Source organism: Leuconostoc sp. BM2 (genome assembly GCF_002095565.1).
GTDB lineage: Bacteria > Bacillota > Bacilli > Lactobacillales > Lactobacillaceae > Leuconostoc > Leuconostoc falkenbergense.
The window spans coordinates 43,553-63,605 of the sequence record NZ_MOWQ01000004.1 but is presented as its reverse complement, the minus strand read 5'-3'; the positions used below and the strand labels follow the sequence as shown (position 1 = coordinate 63,605).

General features: G+C 39.3%; 19 protein-coding genes. 3 read left to right on the top strand and 16 right to left on the bottom strand.

Features of this window, described 5'->3' with window-relative positions; all coding sequences use genetic code 11:
- Window positions 1–27: 27 nt before the first annotated feature.
- The 7 genes from nusA to parE all read right to left on the bottom strand — a co-directional run bounded on the left by nusA (window position 28) and on the right by parE (window position 7,981).
- Window positions 28–1,128 carry a transcription termination factor NusA gene (gene nusA / locus BMG01_RS02595; RefSeq protein WP_004910886.1) on the bottom strand — a complete coding sequence of 367 codons (1,101 nt, stop codon included), beginning with the start codon at window positions 1,126–1,128 and terminating at the stop codon, window positions 28–30.
- Window positions 1,129–1,151: 23 nt separating this feature from the next.
- Entirely contained in the window at window positions 1,152–1,628 is a 477-nt protein-coding gene (gene rimP / locus BMG01_RS02590) for a ribosome maturation factor RimP (RefSeq protein WP_010295229.1), read from the bottom strand.
- A gap of 258 nt (window positions 1,629–1,886) precedes the next feature.
- Entirely contained in the window at window positions 1,887–2,156 is a 270-nt protein-coding gene (gene rpsN / locus BMG01_RS02585; protein ID WP_004910882.1) for a 30S ribosomal protein S14, read from the bottom strand.
- Window positions 2,156–2,305 (bottom strand): 50S ribosomal protein L33, encoded by a 150-nt coding sequence (gene rpmG, locus BMG01_RS02580; protein ID WP_002815032.1) that lies wholly within the window; start codon window positions 2,303–2,305, stop codon window positions 2,156–2,158. Before rpmG ends, rpsN begins: the two co-directional genes overlap by 1 nt.
- A gap of 161 nt (window positions 2,306–2,466) precedes the next feature.
- Complete coding sequence (locus BMG01_RS02575) at window positions 2,467–3,375, bottom strand: manganese-dependent inorganic pyrophosphatase (RefSeq protein ID WP_004910881.1); 909 nt, start codon at window positions 3,373–3,375, stop codon at window positions 2,467–2,469.
- 49 nt (window positions 3,376–3,424) lie between these two features.
- Window positions 3,425–5,863, bottom strand: coding sequence for a DNA topoisomerase IV subunit A (gene parC / locus BMG01_RS02570; protein WP_036067851.1), 2,439 nt, complete (start codon window positions 5,861–5,863; stop codon window positions 3,425–3,427).
- A 51-nt stretch (window positions 5,864–5,914) separates the two neighbouring features.
- The gene (gene parE, locus BMG01_RS02565) at window positions 5,915–7,981 is read right to left on the bottom strand and encodes a DNA topoisomerase IV subunit B (protein ID WP_004910877.1); all 2,067 of its coding nucleotides are present in this window, start codon (window positions 7,979–7,981) and stop codon (window positions 5,915–5,917) included.
- 177 nt (window positions 7,982–8,158) lie between these two features.
- On the opposite strand from parE, the gene plsY reads away from it, so the two are divergent.
- A complete protein-coding gene (plsY, locus tag BMG01_RS02560; RefSeq protein ID WP_004910875.1) occupies window positions 8,159–8,776 on the top strand; it encodes a glycerol-3-phosphate 1-O-acyltransferase PlsY in 618 nt (205 codons plus the stop codon).
- A 6-nt stretch (window positions 8,777–8,782) separates the two neighbouring features.
- On the opposite strand, the gene dtd is transcribed toward plsY, so the two are convergent.
- Window positions 8,783–9,229, bottom strand: a complete 447-nt coding sequence (dtd, locus tag BMG01_RS02555; protein WP_004910873.1) for a D-aminoacyl-tRNA deacylase — start codon at window positions 9,227–9,229, stop codon at window positions 8,783–8,785.
- Between the two features lie 222 nt (window positions 9,230–9,451).
- Window positions 9,452–11,689, bottom strand: coding sequence for a bifunctional (p)ppGpp synthetase/guanosine-3',5'-bis(diphosphate) 3'-pyrophosphohydrolase (locus BMG01_RS02550; protein ID WP_036067875.1), 2,238 nt, complete (start codon window positions 11,687–11,689; stop codon window positions 9,452–9,454).
- 342 nt (window positions 11,690–12,031) lie between these two features.
- On the opposite strand from BMG01_RS02550, the gene BMG01_RS02545 reads away from it, so the two are divergent.
- Window positions 12,032–13,243, top strand: a complete 1,212-nt coding sequence (locus tag BMG01_RS02545) for an MFS transporter (RefSeq protein WP_036067854.1) — start codon at window positions 12,032–12,034, stop codon at window positions 13,241–13,243.
- A gap of 32 nt (window positions 13,244–13,275) precedes the next feature.
- On the opposite strand, the gene BMG01_RS02540 is transcribed toward BMG01_RS02545, so the two are convergent.
- The 6 genes from BMG01_RS02540 to BMG01_RS02515 are packed head-to-tail and all read right to left on the bottom strand — an operon-like array spanning window position 13,276 to window position 19,023.
- Window positions 13,276–13,575 carry a hypothetical protein gene (locus BMG01_RS02540; RefSeq protein WP_004910870.1) on the bottom strand — a complete coding sequence of 100 codons (300 nt, stop codon included), beginning with the start codon at window positions 13,573–13,575 and terminating at the stop codon, window positions 13,276–13,278.
- The gene (locus BMG01_RS02535) at window positions 13,556–16,069 is read right to left on the bottom strand and encodes an ATP-grasp domain-containing protein (protein ID WP_036067857.1); all 2,514 of its coding nucleotides are present in this window, start codon (window positions 16,067–16,069) and stop codon (window positions 13,556–13,558) included. Before BMG01_RS02535 ends, BMG01_RS02540 begins: the two co-directional genes overlap by 20 nt.
- Complete coding sequence (locus BMG01_RS02530; RefSeq protein WP_036067859.1) at window positions 16,050–17,129, bottom strand: carbamoyl phosphate synthase small subunit; 1,080 nt, start codon at window positions 17,127–17,129, stop codon at window positions 16,050–16,052. The genes BMG01_RS02535 and BMG01_RS02530 overlap by 20 nt, the downstream gene beginning before the upstream one ends.
- 59 nt (window positions 17,130–17,188) lie before the next feature.
- On the bottom strand, window positions 17,189–17,716 hold the full coding sequence (gene pyrR, locus BMG01_RS02525) for a bifunctional pyr operon transcriptional regulator/uracil phosphoribosyltransferase PyrR (RefSeq protein WP_004910867.1): 528 nt from the start codon (window positions 17,714–17,716) through the stop codon (window positions 17,189–17,191).
- Window positions 17,706–18,644, bottom strand: a complete 939-nt coding sequence (locus tag BMG01_RS02520; protein ID WP_004910866.1) for an RluA family pseudouridine synthase — start codon at window positions 18,642–18,644, stop codon at window positions 17,706–17,708. Before BMG01_RS02520 ends, pyrR begins: the two co-directional genes overlap by 11 nt.
- A complete protein-coding gene (locus tag BMG01_RS02515) occupies window positions 18,634–19,023 on the bottom strand; it encodes an EbsA family protein (RefSeq protein WP_004910865.1) in 390 nt (129 codons plus the stop codon). The genes BMG01_RS02520 and BMG01_RS02515 overlap by 11 nt, the downstream gene beginning before the upstream one ends.
- A gap of 167 nt (window positions 19,024–19,190) precedes the next feature.
- Here BMG01_RS02515 and BMG01_RS02510 point away from each other — a divergent pair, with 167 nt between their 5' ends.
- On the top strand, window positions 19,191–19,592 hold the full coding sequence (locus BMG01_RS02510; RefSeq protein ID WP_036067861.1) for a ribonuclease HI family protein: 402 nt from the start codon (window positions 19,191–19,193) through the stop codon (window positions 19,590–19,592).
- Between the two features lie 60 nt (window positions 19,593–19,652).
- On the opposite strand, the gene BMG01_RS02505 is transcribed toward BMG01_RS02510, so the two are convergent.
- Window positions 19,653–20,051: a hypothetical protein gene (locus tag BMG01_RS02505; RefSeq protein WP_036067863.1), complete on the bottom strand. Its 399-nt coding sequence runs from the start codon at window positions 20,049–20,051 to the stop codon at window positions 19,653–19,655.
- Between the last annotated feature and the right edge of the window lie 2 nt (window positions 20,052–20,053).

Sequence of the window (20,053 nt, the reverse complement as noted above, 5' to 3'; positions counted from 1 at the left end):
ATTTCACACACCATGTATCCTTTCAAATTATTCTTCGCTTTCGTCAACCGGTGTGTCGTCAGATGGCTTTTGCGCCAATGATTCGGCCGCTTCACTTTCTGATTTGATGTCAATCTTAAATCCTGTCAATCGAGCTGCTAAACGTGCATTTTGACCTTTTTTACCAATTGCTAATGACAATTGATTATCAGGAACAATGACGGTCACTGCGCGGTCATTTTCGGAATCAAAAATAACGTCCGTGACTTCAGAAGGATTCAAAGCGTTCGCAATGTATTGCGCTTCGTCTTCAACCCACTCTACAATATCCATATTTTCGCCGGCTAATTCGTTGACAACGCTTTGAACACGTGCACCACGTTGACCAACCATAGCGCCCACAGGATCTAAATCACCATCATGCGTGTAAACAGCGATTTTTGAACGATCACCTGCTTCACGTGCAATCGACATAATTTCAACCGTACCATCGTAAACCTCTGGCACTTCTTGTTCAAATAAACGCTTAACCAAGTCAGGGGCTGTACGTGAAACAAAAATTTGTGGCCCCTTGGCATTATTTTCAACTTTATTAACCAAAACCTTTATACGATCACCCATGTGGTAACGTTCATTTGGCATTTGATCATTGGGGGCCATGACAGCTTCTTGATTACCTGGCAAGTTCACATACAAGAAACGTGAATCTTGTCGATCGACTTCACCGGTAATAATTTCGTTTTCATATTCAGCAAACTTATTATAAACCGCTTGACGACTTGCTTCACGCATTTTTTGGACAATCACTTGTTTGGCTGCTTGTGCAGCCATACGACCAAAGTCTTTAGGCGTGACATCAAATCGAATTTCGTCACCAGCTTCATAGGCTCTATTCAAAGCCAAAGCGTCAGACAATGAAATTTCAGTTTCATCATCTTCCAAATCATCATCTAAGACGACGTTTTTCACTTGCTTAATACTAATGTTACCCTTTTTATCGTCAAACGTTGCTTCAACATTATCGGCGGTGTTGTATTGCTTTTTGTAAGCTGCTTTTAGGGCGTCCTCTAAAGCATCAACAACAACCGAACGATCAATACCACGTTCTGCCTCAAGAGCATCAAGTGCATCTACTAATTCTTTACTCATTCGATTTCTCCATTTTTTACCGATTAAAACTGAACATCTAATATCGCTTTTGCTATCTCATCGAAAGTCAAAGGCAAATCACCATTTTCAGTCTTTAAGACTAAACCATCTTGATCAAGCGACTGAATTTTACCTTGCCACCTCTTTTGACCATTTTTATTGGTGAATAGAGACACTAGTATGTTCTCGTTTGCTTCTTTCGCCCATTCAAAATGCCAATTCTCTTTCAATGGACGATCGGCTCCGGGTGAAGAAATGTCTAACATGTATGCTTCAGGTATTGGATCTGGATCAACCGTATCTAATAATTCATTAACATCTTGTGTAAAAGTTGTTAACTCATCCATCGTAATAAATTCATGGTTAGGTTTGTCAATCAGTATGCGTAAAATCTTTTGACCACCTTCTTTAGTGATCGTCAAATCCCACAGCAAATCATCATGAGTCTTTAAAATTGGTGTGATCAAGTCTATAACAACTTGTTCCGTTTTACTGGTCATTTGCTTTCTCCTTTCGACTAAATTCAGACTACTATTTTTGGTACACATTTGAATACCTGTTCGTGTGTATTGACAGCAAGCGCTAATCTCATAAAAAATGAGCCGGCCTCTTTTTACAAAGTGACCCGCTCATTTACAATTGCTATGTAAATTAACTATCTTGATTATAGCTTATTTATGAAAAAAATGCAAATTCACTGTTTGTTTTCACAAATAAAAAAAGCCGCAAGCCGGCTTTTTAAAATAATATATAAGTGCTTACCAAGAAGCCTTACGCACACCAGGAATTTGACCCTTGTGTGCCAATTGACGGAAGTTCAAACGTGACATACCAAATTCGCGCATGTAAGCATGAGGGCGACCATCAATCAAATCACGATTGTGAACACGTACTGGAGATGAATCTTTTGGCAAAGCAGCCAAACCGATGAAATCACCAGATGCTTTCAATGCAGCACGCTTTTCAGCATACTTTGCAACTAAAGCTTCACGCTTTTGTGCCTTAGCAATTTTTGACTTTTTTGCCATTACTTAATCTCCTTAAATGTCACTACTTTACGAAGTTTTGGTGAGTACTTCTTCAACTCGAGGCGGTCAGGCGTATTACGACGGTTTTTAGACGTCAAGTAAATACGCTCACCAGTTTCATCATTTCCTAAAACGACGTGGATACGCATAATCCTTGCTCCTTAGTGTGTTTTCTTAAAAATTTTTATTTGCTTGTCAATACAAATAACTATTATACATGAACTATTGGGCACTGTAAAGCCCTTTTTTCTAACTTGACGAAATTTTGTTCGTAAAAGTTTATATCTCAGCTTAAGATTTTTAAAAAATCTTAAAATTGTTGCTCAAGTGGTGGGACAACTTGTTTTTTACGAGACACTACACCTGGTAAATCAATGACATTGCCTGCTAATTTCGCATTGAAAGCACTTTCAATGGCATCGTTTGCATCCCCTAGATAAATTGCTTTTGAATTAGAATTCAAAATGTCTGTAATGACAAACAAAAAGTCCTCGTAGCCTTCAGACTTGATGGCATCTTCAATACCCGCTTGGCGTGCCAAAACGTCATCAATATCAACAGTGTTCACTTGTCCAATGCGGAATTGGTGACCAGCCATGTCAAATGACTTTGCATCGCCATCAATCAACTCTTTATCAGTACGTGAAGAAAGGTCAGTCCCTGCCTTCAACAAATCTAAACCATACTTTTCATAGTCTTCAAGACCAGCTATTTCTGACAATTCTGACAAAGCAACTTTATCAGCTTCAGTGGTCGTTGGGCTTTTAAGCAACAAAGTATCTGAAATGACAGCCGATGCCATCAAGCCAGCTATGTTAGCTGGAATTGTAATGTCATTATTTTTAAATTCAAAGTATAAAATAGTAGCTACTGAACCCCAAGGCTTAGCCACAATATAAAGTGGCGTGCTATTGGAAAAATTGAATTTATGGTGATCGTATATAGCTGCTACTGTCACATCAGCTAAATTATCAATTGATTGCGCTGCCTCGTTGTGATCGACTAAGACAACATCATCGGTATCAGCACTTGTAATGACGCGAGGTGCTTCTAGTTTAAAGTAACTCAAAGCGAACTTTGTTTCCTCGTTTGGTGTCCCTAGTGCAACTGCTTCTGTGTCCCAGTTGTATAGGTGACGTAATAAATGAGATGTGGCAATCGCCGAAGCAATTGTGTCTGTATCAGGGTTTTTGTGCCCAAAAACTAAAGTCTTAGCCATGAATTTTATATCTCCTAGATTAATATAGTTTCATTTTAACAAAAAATTGTCAATTTGTCGTTACCAATGTTAGCGGTGTCATTATCCATGGTGTCCCATTTTTATCAACATCTACAACATACTGACCATTTCCTATCCGTTGAGATGGTCGGTAATCACTCAATTGAATTTCTTGAACTTGATAGCGCGTTGTCAGAATTGATAGTGCAGTAACTGTCTCGTCAAAAATTGTTGCTGTTGCCACATGATAAGCTACTGTCTTCTTTTGAGTGAAAATCAGCAGTCCCTTGTTGGCACGCTTTGAACGGCTAATTTCAGAAACGGGCATATACTTAAACGCCCCATTTGTTGCGGCTATTGCAACTTTTTGCTGGTTATCAGTAATTAATAGTGCTGCTTTGATGGTGTCTCCATCACGCAAATCCATCGCCTTGACACCTGCCGTTCGCGCACCAATTTCTGGTACGTCAGACAGTGCAAAACGCAATCCCACACCATTATGAGATAGTAACAATACGTCCTGTTTAGCAACCTTATCAACATAAACAACGTTCACTAAATAACTCGTTTCCTGTTTTAGCTTAATCGCCATGGCTGACTTTTTCTTATAAGATTTCGGCACAATATCTGAAACTGACGTTTGCTTAATATAACCATCATTGGCTACTAATAAGAAATCGCCACCTTGGTCAATATCCGTAAGTGCTATTGCTTTGATGACATACTCGTCACTCACCCAATTAGAAAGCTGCTGAGAAAAATGCTCACCAGTATCTTTCCATTTGGTATCAGGTAACTCATGAACTGGTCGATAAATGACATTCCCTTTATTAGTGAACATCAGCAAATACGCCGTGGTATTGAGGGTTCCCTCAAATATTGTTAAATCATCATCCGCCAAGCCATTTTCGTTATCTGAAGCTTTATATGAACGAATCGATGAACGCTTGTAATAGCCATTTCGTGAGACCAATACACGGACATCTTCTTCAGCAATCGTAACCGCTGTATCAATCACTAGCGTTTCAACTTCTGCCTCAATTTCACTACGACGAGGAGAAGCATATCCTTTCGTGATAGCCGCTATCTCAGCACGAATCACATCTTTTAGTGCACTCTCATCCGTTAAAATCAAGTTCAGTCGTGCAATTTTGTCATTTAATTGCGCAAATTCTTCCTCTAATTGCGTGACATCAGTGTTTGTTAGACGATACAACTGCAAGGTAACAATTGCTTCCGCCTGTGGTTGCGTAAATTGAAACTTGTCGATTAAGTTTTGCGTCGCATCCTTGCGGTTTTTTGAAGCACGAATTGTCGCCACAACCTCGTCCAAAATTGATAGCATGCGAATTAGACCTTCAACAATATGTTGCCGCGCCTGAGCTTTTGCTAATTCATATGCAGATCGTTTTAGGACAACTTCTTTTCGGAAATCCAAGAAAGCAGATAAACCGTCCTTTAGGCCAACATGAACAGGTCGCTGATCATGAATGGCGACCATGTTAAAGTTATACGATATTTGTAGGTCAGTCTTTTTGAACAAATACGTCAAAATACCTTCAGCATTCGCATCTTTTGAAAGTTCAATGACGATGGACATGCCTTCACGATCAGACTCATCGCGCACTTCAGCAATACCAGCAACTTCTTTATTGAGTCGAATAGCATCTATTTTAGAAACTAATGTTGATTTGACAACCTCGTATGGCAATTCAGTAACTTCAATTTTTTGTTTCCCGCCTTTCAGCGTTGAAATAGCTGTTTTAGCGCGAACAACAATTTTACCGCGTCCAGTCTTATAAGCTTTTTTGATACCATCCAAGCCTTGAATAATACCACCTGTTGGAAAATCAGGGCCTTTAACGTAACGCATTAATTGTGATAACGTTGCTTCTGGATGATCCAGCAAATACGTCAACGCCGCATTGATTTCTTTGAGATTATGTGGCGGAATCTCAGTCGCATAACCAGCAGAAATACCGGTCGCACCGTTGATAAATAAACTTGGAATACGTGACGGCAAAACTGTTGGCTCATAGGTGGTATCATCAAAATTCAACACCATGTCAACCGTTTCTTGTCCCAAATCAGCCATCATCTCACCGGCAATTTTGGATAAACGTGCTTCTGTGTAACGCATGGCAGCAGCTGGATCATTGTCAATTGAACCATTGTTACCGTTCATATCAATTAATGGTTCACGCACTTTCCAACTTTGAGATAAGCGAACCATCGCCTCATAGATTGATGAATCCCCGTGTGGATGAAAGTTACCCATCACATTACCAACCGATTTTGCCGATTTACGGTATGGATGATCATACGTGTTGCCGTCTTGATCCATCGCAAATAAGATACGTCGCTGAACTGGTTTTAGACCATCACGAATATCTGGTAATGCGCGTTCTTGAATAATATATTTGGAATAACGCCCAAAGCGTTCTCCCATCACTGTTTCCAGTGATAGATCAGTTATACGATCTGCCATTTAACTTTGGTTCTCCTTGATTTATAACTGTAAAAATAACGACTGCGTGACTTAATCGTCATTTTGCCATGATGTAATCACCGGTCCCTGTTCCTTGGCTGCAGTAATTGTTTCACTACTTGGCGACTCATGATGACGTGCTTTTTCGAAAACATCGCTTGACTTAGTATCCCCTTCAACTGTATCCAAAATAGAACCAGCTTCATCCAATGTAAATTGGACATTAGCTTCAATCCAGTCACGTCTTGGTTCGACTTTATCACCCATCAAGGTCGTTACCCGCTTTTCAGCAAGTACAGCGTCATCAATTTTGACACGAATTAATGTTCTTGACTCAGGATCCATTGTTGTTTCCCAGAGTAATGATGCGTTCATTTCACCCAATCCCTTAAAACGTGTCAGTTCGTAACGTGCCTCACGTTTGCTGGTAATTTGCTCAAGTTCATCGTTGGTCCATGCAAATTGATCGGGAATCTTTTTAGATGAATATTTAACGCGATAAAGTGGTGGCAACGCAATATATACGCGACCTGCTTCAATCAATGGCCGCATATACTTGTAGAAAAAGGTGAGTAACAAAGTTTGAATATGAGCCCCATCATCATCAGCATCAGTCATGATAATAATTTTACTGAATGCGGCATCATCTACTTTAAAATCAGCTCCAACGCCACCGCCAATTGCATAGATTAACGTTGATATTTCTTCGTTTTTCAAAATGTCGGCTAATTTCGCCTTTTCAGTATTTAAGACTTTACCACGTAAGGGTAGAATCGCTTGAAACTTACGGTCTCGACCTTGTTTAGCTGAGCCACCGGCCGAATCACCCTCAACTAAAAACAACTCATTTTTGTCGGCATTTTTTGATTGTGCTGGTGCTAATTTACCTGACAACAAACGATCTTTAGCACCCTTTGATTTGCCAGTACGACTTTCGTCACGCGCCTTACGTGCTGCTTCACGTGCCTCACGCGCTCTGATTGCTTTGCGAATCAAGCTTTGCCCAAAGTCACCATTTTCCATCAGGAAACGACCTAGCGTTTCGTTGACAACCGCATCAACGATACCACGAGCTTCCGGTGTACCTAGCTTGTCCTTAGTTTGACCTTCAAACTGTAAGAATTGTTCTGGCACACGCAATGAAATAACGGCGGCTAGGCCTTCACGTACATCTGTCCCTTCCAAATTCTTATCTTTATCTTTCAACAAATTAACTTTTCGGGCATATTCGTTAAATGCTTTTGTCCATGCAGTTCGAAAACCGACTTCATGTGTGCCACCATCTTGAGTTCGCACATTGTTGACGAATGACAGCAAGGTTTCTGAGTAGCCGTCATTATATTGGGCAGCAACATCAACCACAATACCTTCTTGCTCACCCTCAAAAGTCATGACTGGCCCAATGGTTTCTTTGTCCTCATTTAAAAAGCCAACGAAGGCTTCCAACCCTTTTTCATAATGATATTCTTCAACGCGAACTGGATCTACTCGCTCATCTGTCAATGTAAATTTAACACCACTCATTAAGAAAGCTGATTCACGTAACCGTTCTGACAACGTTTCATACTTATATACAGTGGCGCTAAATATCGTTGGATCAGGCTTAAAAGTTACTGTTGTACCAGAATGCGCTTTTGTTTTACCTAAATCACGCAGTGTGCCAACAGGATTCCCACCATTAATAAAGTCTTCTTCCCATTTGTGTCCATCACGGACAATCGTTACTTGTAAACTTTCCGATAAGGCGTTCACAACTGATGACCCAACACCATGTAAACCGCCTGATGTCGCATAACCACCTTGCCCAAATTTACCACCGGCATGCAAAACTGTCAAAATAACCTCTGGTGTTGGTTTGCCTGATTCATGCATGCCTACCGGCATCCCACGGCCAAAATCTTGCACGGTTATGGCATTGTTAGGGTGAATCGTCACACGAATATCATTTCCAAAGCCACCTAAAGCTTCATCAACCGCATTATCAACGATTTCGTACACTAAATGATGTAAACCGCGACCGTCAGTTGAGCCAATATACATTCCTGGTCTTTTTCGAACGGCCTCCAATCCTTCTAAAATTTTTATTGAATCTGAATCATAATGATTTTTTTCTGGCATGTTTATTTATCCTTAAAAACACGAACCAGTGTTCGTGCGTTAATGTCAATCTATTTTATAATAGATTAAAAAATGTATTCTGACAAGTAGTAATATTTTAAAATTGATTAGTTATGGCATATACTAAGTGCTTTTATGGTAAACTAATAAATGGTTTTTAGTTAAAGGAGTTAAGTTATGTTAACCACCATTACCATGTTTATTTTGGCCTATTTATTAGGTTCTTTAGTGCCAGGCTATTGGGTCGGCAAAATTTTTTATCATAAAGACATTCGTGACGAAGGTTCCGGAAATATTGGCACAACAAATTCATTCCGTGTTTTAGGCGTTCGAGCAGGTATCACCGTTTTGATTCTTGATTTACTTAAAGGAACAGCAGCTGGACTACTACCTCTATTATTTCAAAGTAACATTAATCCAATGATAATTGGATTAGGTGCGATTCTTGGTCATACCTATTCGTTTTGGATTGGTTTCAAAGGTGGCAAAGCGGTTGCAACTTCGGCCGGCGTGCTACTAGCCTATAATCCACCTTTCTTTTTAATGGTCTCTGCAGTGTTTATCATCGCTCTATTAATTAGTTCAATGGTATCCTTAAGTTCTATGATTGGATTTGGATTTGCAACGGTGGTTTCCTTTTACTTTCATGATTGGATATTAACACTGGTTGCTATCGTATTAACTATTTTTGTTTTCTATCGTCATCGTGCTAACTTATCACGTATTAAAAATGGCACTGAAAGTCTTGTTTCGATTGGTTGGTACTATCATCACAAAAAAAACGCTCAGAAATGAGCGTTTTTATTTTTGATCGGTATCAAAAATAATTGTTACCGGGCCATCATTGGTCAACGTTACTTGCATATCAGCACCAAATGTACCCGTTTCGACTGATACACCGGTTGTCAATAAACGCTCATTAAACAGTTCATACATTTTTTCTGCAAAATCGGGTGCGCCGGCGTCAGTAAAACTTGGTCGATTACCCTTTTTGGTATTTGCGTACAATGTAAATTGTGAAATTGACAATATGCCACCATTAATATCTTTAAGGCTCAAATTCATCTGACCATTATCATCACTAAAAACGCGTAAATTTGTAATCTTACGAACAAGGTAATCAATTTCAGCCTCTGTATCATGATCACTAATACCTACTAAAAGGACAAATCCTTGCCCAACTTGACCAGTTGGTTGACCATCAATGGCTACGACCGCTTGTTTAACCCGTTGTACTACTACTCTCATATTGTCTCCATTTTTAAAGTATATCTTTTATTGTTATCATGATACGTGAAATAGCATTGTGTTTCAAGCGCCATCATAATAAGGTAGCATGTGCCGGTATTAATAAAGCATCCAGTGTCTTATTTTAATCACACAAAATTACAAAGAACATTAACTACATTTATAGCAAAAAAAGATTTATCTGCAGATAAATCTTTTTTATCGCGTTACAAAACGAACTCATTAATGAAATGCGCGTTCAACATCATATACGGAAGGCAAATTATTGAGTGCATCCATAATAACGGTTAACTGCTCAACATTGCGCACACCTAATGATAACGCGACCTGTGCCATACCATTTTTTGTCACATGACCATTAACTGAGTTGACATATTTAGTACGACCATTGACGCTTCGCAAAACATCGTTCAGCAAGCCATTACGATTTTCTCCACGAACAGTTAGATCAGCGTCATAATTAGGTTTCAAGCCAGAATCATCTTCCCATGCGACATCAACTAGCCGTTGTCCCTGTGCTTCAGCAGCACGAATGTTGGGGCAACCAAGTCGATGGACAGATATGCCACGTCCTTTAGTGATATAACCCTTTACAGCATCCCCCGGAACTGGTGTACAACAACGTCCTAATCTAACCAACAGGTTATCAACGCCTGCAATGACAATATCATCGGCCGAGGCTTTTTGACGTTTAGTAAAGGCTGTTTCATCACGTTTAATGCCATGTCCTTCTTCAAGCATTTCACGTTGTAGCTCTTGTGCCGCTGCTTCTTGCTGCGCCTCACGTATTTTTTCCGTAAGTTTGTTGACAACACCAGGTAAGGCAACATCACCAAAACCAATCGCAGCTAACATATCATCCGATGAGTGGTAGTGCATTTTTTCAGAGACTTCCTGAATATTGTCTGCCGTTAATATATCATTGACATTATAACCACCATCTTTAATGCTATTACTCAATAATTCTCGAGCTGCTTCAATATTATCATCACGATCAAGCTGCTTAAAATACTGCTTAATTTTATTACGAGCCCGACGTGTTGACACTAACTCCAGCCAATCGCGACTTGGTTTGGCATTAGCTGACGTGGTGATTTCGATAATGTCACCAGTTTTAATTTTGTAATCAAGCGGTACAATGCGACCATTAACTTTAGCACCCGTGGTCTTAATGCCCACGTTTGTATGAATTGAAAAGGCCATATCTAATGGTCCAGCACCTTTGGCCAGTTCAAAAACATCTCCTCGAGGTGTAAAGGCATACACACGATCCGAAAATAGGTCGCCTTGCACACTATCCATGAAGTCTTCAGCATTTTTGGCATTTTCTTGAAGCTCTAGAATACCTTGTATCACATTTAATGTTTGCTGGTTTTTATCCTTGACGTTAGCTTCTTTGTTAGAACCTTTGTTTTGTTTATAGGCCCAATGAGCAGCCACACCAAATTCAGCAACTTCATGCATATGATGCGTTCTAATTTGGACTTCTAATGGACGTCCACCAGGTCCAATTACTGTGGTATGTAAACTCTGATAACCATTGGCTTTAGGTAACGCAATATAGTCCTTGAATCGGCCTGGAATTGGTGTCCATTTAGAATGAATAGCACCTAGAACTGCATAGGTATCAGGAATAGAATCGGTTAAAATCCGGACAGCTGACAAATCATAAATTTCTTCAAACGCCTTGTGTTTGTCAGTCATTTTACGATAGATTGAATAAATATGCTTAGGTCGTCCGTTGACGTCCACATCTTGTAATTCTAATTCATGAATTGCATTTTCAATTTCTTTAACAGCCTCATTGACATAACTAATGCGCTCATCACGTTTCATATTCATCAAGGAAGCAATACGATGATATTGTTCAGGATTGATAAAGCTTAATGATAAATCTTCTAATTCCCACTTGATTGCACTAATTCCTAAACGATCAGCCAAAGGTGCATAGATGTCAAGCGTTTCATTAGCAATTCGCTTTTGCTTATCATCACGCAAGGCGCCAAGTGTCCGCATGTTATGCAAACGGTCAGCTAACTTAACAATAATCACTCGAATATCTTTTGACATTGCCAAAAGTAATTTACGATGATTTTCGGCCAATTGTTCTTGTGAACTTTGGTATTGAATTTTACTGATTTTGGTCACACCATCAATGATTTGAGCAATCGTATCACCAAAACGTTCTTGTACATCTGCCAATGTCGCTGGCGTGTCTTCGACAACATCATGTAAATAACCTGAAATAACTGTGGCGGTATCCATTTTCAATTCAGCCAAGATTCCCGCAACTTGAATTGGATGAATAATGTAAGGTTGCCCTGATTTGCGCTTTTGTGTCTTATGCAAATCTGTTGCCCATTCATAAGCCGCTTTAACTTTTTGAGAATCTTCACTTGACATGTATTCATTAACCATATCAAGCACTTCTTGTCCAGTATAATCTTTTGTTCTTGCCATATCATTACTTTGTAAGCGCACATAATATCACTTTTGGCGCTCATTTCCCTTCATATAATCAGGAAGATACTTCACTATTTTTAAAACCGCAAAATACCTTAATAACGCTTTTTAAACGTACATCAATTATAATCAAAATTTAATTTATTCACAAGTCAAGGTTTAAAATGTGCACATTTTAACATTTAGGGATAAAATGGAATAATAGTTTATATCATTTTATAACATACTAAGTTAAGGAGGTCGCGTATCGATGATGTTACATCTAAGGTTCACCCTTAACAACACATCGTTTTTAATAGTATTAATCGCTTAAATTTACTATTAGTTCGCGTAATATTTATGTCTGAAAATTCTGAAAGTACACTTTGGAAGCGTAATGTCTTTGTTCTCTGGTTTGGCGTCTTCATGACTGGCATTGCATTGAGTGAGGTAATACCCTTTCTGGCCTTATACATTGACACATTAGGTGATTTTAACAAAAATGAGCTCACGTTTTACTCTGGTGCTGTCTTCGCTATAACCTTTTTGGTAACGGCAGTTGTGTCACCATTTTGGGGAAAACTAGCAGACCGCAAAGGTCGAAAACTAATGATGCTGCGCGCTGCACTAGGTATGGCAATTGTATTATTTTTGATGGGTTATGTCAGTAATGTTTGGCAACTATTTGCTTTAAGGGCGTTGCAAGGCGTCATGGGTGGTTTTGTTTCTAACTCAAATGCTTTGATTGCCACCCAAACGCCAAAAGAGCATGCTGGTCACGCTTTAGGTATTTTAGTTACTGGTATGACAGCTGGTAACTTACTTGGTCCATTGTTTGGTGGCACGTTAGCTTCGCTAGTCTCTTATCGCATGTCATTTCACATCACAGGTGTCATTTTATTCCTCGTTTTTCTACTGACACTATTTTTAGTCAAGGAAGAACCTGTTAAAATATCGCCTCGAACCGCTCGTGCTTCCACAGCACAACTTTGGCAAGCCGTTCCAAATAAACAACTCATTCTAGGTTTGTTCATTACGACCATGTTAGTTCAAACTGTGAACACGTCAATTAATCCTATTGTGAGTTTGTTCGTTCGTGAATTAACTCATAATGCTTCTAATACAACGTTCATAGCTGGTGTGGTCGCGGCCATGCCTGGTGTGGCAACGGTTATAGCCGCCCCGCAATTTGGTAAAATTGGTGATCGTGTTGGTACTGACCGCATGATTAAAATCGGGTTCATGATTGCCGTTGTGGCCTTTATACCAACAGCATTTGTCACGAGTATTTTTATGTTAATGGTCTTTCGATTTATTGTCGGTATTAGTGATGCTACGATGTTGCCTGCCGTACAAACGCTACTCTCTAAAAATTCACCAATGGCCATGACTAGCCGCATTTTCAGTTATAATCAAAGCTTTCAAGCTCTTGGTAGTGTGATGGGCCCTATGTTTGGTGCCCTGATTGCTAGTATGTTTGATTACCGAGGCATTTTTATTTTCAGTGCCCTACTAATTATTCTCAATGCTATTTTATTTAATTTCAACGTCAAAATTACTCAAAAAAAATGAGACTTCAAAAAAAGCGTAGACACATGTCGTGTTTACGCTTTTTTGTATGGTAATAACAAATCACTATCAACAGTTTCTGATGTCCATCGTTGCATTGGCGTGTAATTATGACGTTGATTGAAAGGTAATTTTTCTACTGCTATAACAGCGATAGTTTGGTTATTTTCAGTCAAAAAAACTTGTCCAAAATTAGCATATTTACCCTTTGTATGCTTACCTGTTCGCCAAATATTTGGCTTGGCACCATTATTTTTTGGCATGTATCGTCCAGAAGCATCCTGTTCAACTAAAACACCTGTGTATAAGTATGTCTCATATTTTGATTTGCTCATCGTATTTAATACCTACCCCAATCTCAAAACGCGTGCCATCAATCATCTGTGTTGGCTGTAAGTGTAAGGCATAGTTAATGTCTGAAGCAATCATAGCAACATCTGCTTGTAAAGTTAATTTATTGACATTAGTTAATAGTTCACTGTCCTGCGACGTCATTCTTGCCAACAATGCTCTCACTGTCATACGCAACCATTGCACCTGCATCACCTTACTCATAAATGCCATTTGGCCAAATGGCATTGGTCGCAACCATGTATCATGTGAAATATCAGGCACATCAACATGTTTTACCCATTCTGAAGTATCCTGATACCAAATTACTTGGTAAACACCAGGATTTTCTAAATGTGTTTGCGCCAGTTGAATCGGCAGTTGCGCAATTTCTGGTACAATATGTAGCTCACCAGTCATGTGTTGCGTAATATTGATTGGATAAATGTTATGCCCATCGGAAAAGACATTTAGTGCGAATTCCGTTTCAGTGTCATCTGGTCCATTCGGTACGTGCTTTTCTTTTGGCAAAATTAAAACATTTTGCTTCAAATCAGCTAAGGCATCAATCAACTTACGTCGATTGCCAGGCACAATGATAGCAATTGGTTTTTCAAGTGCCACTACTTTCATAACATCTGATATTTCTAAGGGTTCCAAATACTGCTTGTCAGCCAGATTTTGTAGTAAGGTGGCATCACTTGCATTATTATTCATAATCACGGTGTGATATTGTAAACGTCTTAATTCCGACAAAACAATCGTGGTTGCATAACCACCAGCGGCGGCATCACCCATTCGGAATGCGCCACTACCAATCACTAAGACAGTATCTTCACTAACTGGCAATGATTCATTTTCCTCTTCATAAGTTGAATAATATTGTCTGGCATTTTCTGGGAATTCACCAGCAGATGGTTCTAATGCTTTGAAAGTTGGTTCAATATGATTTTCGTGTGCTAATGTTGCAATATTTTTAAAATTAGTCCGCCAGAATCGTGCTAACAAGCCGTCTGACAAACCATATTTTTTCGCACGTCGCAACGCCTCAACACTTTCAACTTGTTGTTCAACTTCTATTTCTAACTTTAACAAATGACGTAATTGGTAGAAAAAGAATTCGTCAATATTAGTTAATTCAGCCAATTCATCAATTTCATAACCACGCTTAATGGCTTCAACTAAGAGTAAAACACGATTGTCTTCCGGATGAATCAATTGTTGAATCAATGCATCATCTGAGCTATGACTCATATTGGTTGGTGAAAAACTTGCGTTATTAAAGTGGGCTGAACGAATGGCTTTTTCAAGCGCTTCGATAAATGTTCGTCCAAAACCAATTGTCGATCCGACAGATTTTTGAATACTATTGAGCTGACGATTAACTGAAACGCCTGCTTGTTCCAATTCACCGAAGGGAAAAATCGGTAATTTAACAGTGACGTGATCCATCATCGGTTCCATCATCGCCATTTTTTTGCCAAAATCATGGGATAAAACAATTTCTTCAAGGGCAACACCCATTGCCAAATTGATTGCAACCAGCATAACAGGGTATCCTGTTACCAATGCCATGCGGCTGGCCATTTGATCTATATAAGGTGATATCTTGATAATATAGATAGCATTCGTCAAATCATCAACAGCAAACTGGACATGCAGTACACCCCTTAGTTCCAATAAATCGGCAACCTGAAAGGCATAAAATCTCATTTTTTCTAAAATTTGGTCTGAAAGCGTTAGTGTCGGTGATACACTCAAGGAATCAGCAGTGTGAATCCCAATTGGATCCATATCTTCACTAGCTCCAATTTGCATTTTGTTGCCTCGAAAATCTCGTAACACTTCAAGGCTGATTTCTTTCATGCCATTAATAGCTCTTGAAATCACGATTTCTTGTGTCATCGACTGACTCTTAGCACTCTTGACAGCCGTTTCAAATTCATCTAATCGTTCAACAATTTGTCGTGTGTTGGCCTGATTTGGGTGCAAGGCACGTACCATCAATGGTAACTTAATTTCACGTAATAGTTCATTAGCGTCTTCTTGTGCCTTGGCAACGTGATTGGTAATTACTGGTAAACCAGCATCGGCCATCATACTTGTCAAAACGGCCACGTTATTAACACGCAATAACATGTCAATGGTTAGTCCAAGTGTTTGAGGGACTGGGCCATCGCCATGTGACCACGCCTGCACTGTTTGCGACCATAAACGTAACGCCCTTTCACCACCGAAAAGTGGTAACACCGTATCAATTTGATACTGTTTAATGACCGCCTTAATGTTTTCAACAGTTAGAGGTTGCCAAATAGCCGTTGCCGCAAGACTTTCCAACGACAATGAGTAAGGGTTTTCATCAATCAGGTAGACATTAACGCCATGACCACGCAGTTCTGGCATGACTTGATAAATGGCTGCATCATACTCCGCTTCACGACCAAAATCGTTAGCACCTGCACCGATAAATAATACATTGTTAGCTGTGATGTTCGACATAGTCCTCCACCGTTTCAAAAAAATCTGCAAAGACTGCTGTGGCTTCTAAAGGGCCAGGCGCTGCATCAGGGAAGAATTGTACACTAAAAGCGGGGTATTCACGATGCCTCAATCCTTGCACGGCGCCATCTACTAAATCGCGATAAGTAACAAATAACTTTTTGCGATCAATTGAGTCATTATCAACAGCATAACCTTGCCCTTGCATCGCAAAGAAAATCTGTCTCGAAATGATTTCTTGTATTGGATGATTCATGCCATGATGTTCCGACGATAGCGGTGCCAAAGTAGCATCATTGGCTAGTGCAAATAACTCATGACCTAACCCGATGCCTAGTAATGGTGCCTTTGTTTGCAAAACGCGAATTAGTGTCAATACACTATCTGGTAATGAGCGCGGATCACCAGGTCCCGTGGACAAAATGATACCGTCAGGATCCAGTGTGAGCACCTCGTCAACGCTTGTTGTATATGGCAATACAGAAACATTGGCATCATAATCACCCAACATTCTCAGAATGCCATGTTTTAAACCGAAGTCAATGACAACGATATGTCGTCCACGCCCTGGATTAGCATAAGGTTTGAGTGTTGCCGTATTTTGTACTTGCTTGTTTGTCAACACCGTAGCGACCAATTGATCCACCGCGTGATCGTCTGCAAAATCAACGATGGTAGCCTTTTGTGGGCCAGTCTCTCGCAAATGACGAATTAATTTACGTGTATCAACCTGATATAAACCAGGTATGTTATGTTGCTTCAAAAAACGGTCTAAATTCATACGGCGCTGTCGATTAACCGAAACTTCCGCCAAATCGTGCACAATCATTCCCCTGATGGCGGGCTTGACAGACTCATAAGCTTCAGCATGAATACCTGCCGCACCAATAACAGGCATAGCAAATACAATCATTTGACCATCATATATCGGATCTGTAATGATTTCTTGATAACCAGTCATGGCAGTATGAAAGATGATTTCACCAAACGTCGTAGCAGGTGCACCAAAACCAAGACCTTCAAAAACAGTCCCGTCTTCTAAGATTAAATGTCTTTTCATAAAATACCACACTCCAAAGTTGTCATGATCTAACATCAAGATAACCAACAAATTACAATTTAGTGGACAATTTCCACGGCGTCCTTGCCATCAATTTCCTGTACAAATACTTTGATTTTTTCATTCTGAGCTGTTGGAATATTTTTTCCAACAAAGTCTGCACGAATTGGCAATTCTCGGTGACCACGATCCACTAAAACAGCCAAGGCAATCGTTTTTGGACGACCAATATGAATTAAGGCGTCCAATGCTGCACGAATTGTTCGTCCAGTAAACAGTACATCATCAATCAGCACAATATTTTTTTCAGAAATGTTTAACCGTTCAGCTTGATTCAGTCCCAGATCATCATGATGATCTGGGATATCATCACGAAAATTAGTAATATCAATCGCCATCACTGGTATACGAACACCTTCAAGTTGTTCTAGTCGATCGGCAATGCGATGTGCCAAAAACTCACCGCGTGTTTTAATACCAACCAAAACGAGGTCTTCTCCACCTTTGTTTCGCTCAATGATTTCATATGTAATACGAGTTAGCGCTCTTTGCAAAGAGGCATTATCTAAAACTTCTTTATTTGCCATTGTTTTCATCCTTTCGAATAATAGGTGTTAATGTTGCTAACGCTTTATCAAAATAATCTGGGAGTACACTATCAAACGTTAACTGTTCACCTGTCGTTGGCTGCGTTAATGACAAGGTCTTTGCATGTAATAGCTGACCATTCAGTGTAACATTTGCTAACTTTTGTGCATTACCATAGACCGGATCACCGACAATAGGGTGCCCAATATAAGTCATGTGAACACGAATTTGATGTGTACGTCCGGTTTCTAAACGAACTTGCAATAGTGTATAGCCGACAAACCGTTTTAAGACTTGAAAATGTGTAATGGCTTCCCGTCCGCCTTCAGTCACAGCTTGTTTTTTACGATCAACTTTATGACGCGCTAGCGGTGCCGAAATGGTGCCAGTATCTTCCTGAAATTCGCCGCGAACTAGTGCAATATAGATACGTTGATTTTTATGAGCTTTTAATTGTGCTGACAGTGCTTGATGAGCAACATCATTTTTAGCAACCATCAGCAAACCACTAGTGTCGCGGTCAATGCGGTGCACAATGCCCGGCCGAAATTCACCATTAATAGTAGACAGTGGTGAATGATACATTAGAGCATTCACCAGGGTACCGCTTGTATGGCCGGCAGCCGGATGCACAACTATGCCCTGAGGTTTATTAACGACTAACAAATCATCATCTTCGTATACAATATCAAGCGGTATATTTTCAGCCAAAATTTCAGTGTCTTTAGTTTCTGGCGGCGTAATTGTGACAACATCACCTGAAGATACTTTGTAAGATCTTTTCACTTGTTTGCCATTGACTAAAATATTGCCATTTACCAGCCATTCTGAAAGTGTTGTCCTAGAATATGGTAACGTTTCTTTTGCCAAAACACCATCAATACGCCCAACCTGATCAACAATGTTAATCGTTATGTTATCTACCATTCGTATCTTTATATCCTTTAATTTGTTCTGCAACATTGCGACTTAATAGGTATTTTCTTTTACGATCTGCGCGTTCAAAAGACAGAAATCGTCCCTTTATTTGCCAATTATCAATATCTTCTAACTTAACTTTTTCGTATTCAGCCATTAAAATACGTCCCAAAAAAATTTGTGAGCCGGCCAAATAAACGCGCCTACGAATAATCATTAACAGGCCCACTAAGACCACTACTAAAATGCTAGCAATTGGAAAAATATCAAACTTGAAGCCAATTTCATTCCAAATAATGAAGCTTAACATTAAAAATACGCCCCACCATAACCAACTCATGAGGCCGACAGAATCAATTGGCTGAAAATAACCGCGTTTTGGTACCATGTGAAACTCTTTTCTATAAACGTATTCGTAACCTATTTTACCAGATTTTTGATATTAAAAAAATGATGACAAACAAAAGTTAGCTCGCCAATATCAAAGCGATAATTTTTTAGACACCCGACTTCTGTTATACTAGGGATTGTAAACAATTTTAGAGGATTTTGGACATGCTGACACTTTATGTTGACGCCGCCCGAAACGTGCATGACGGACAATCAGCAGTTGGCGCAGTTTTAATTATTAACAAACAACAGCAACAACTCAAAAAGGCTTTACCTCAAAGCGCTGATAACCATGAAGCCGAATTTATGGGACTTATCTGGAGTATCAAACAGCTACCTATGGTTGATAATTTACAGATTTATACCGATTCAAAAATCGTCGCTGACGCCATTCAAAAAAAATACGCCAAACATTATCAGTCTTATGTTGATCAAATTATGACCTTATTAACTGAATATCCTTTGGTTCTAGTCAATTGGATACCTGAAAAGCAAAATCAGGGCGCTCATCAGCTCGCAATGCAAGCGTTAAAAAAGCGAAACGCTAATCGATGTGAACCCAAATAGTTGAACAGATTTTTATTCTGTCCAACTATTTGGGTTCACTTCATAATCGTTTCGCTTTTTTTATTTTGACAGTATACTTTCAATATACTTGACAAAGTTTATTTTTTTTTGGTGAGCAGTATTCCAATATTTTAATAATTCATTATCAGAAATTGAAGATGAATCAATCCCTGCTTCATATAGTGCCATTCTTGCTTTATTTATCTTTGATTTTAGTGTAGCATCTTCCCTCAGCGTCGTACTACTAGATGATGAATTACTTGATGATTGTTCAGTATCAATCGATGAGCTATTATGAGGCTCACTAATTTTCGTCGTTGAACTAGACCGTTGTTGCGTTCTTTCAGCTGTTTTTTTGCTAGTTGTTTTTATTTGCAAACTGTGAAAATAAAAAGTAAAACCTATTATCATCATTAACATTATAATGATTAAAACGCAATTTACTTTTTTATATTTCATAA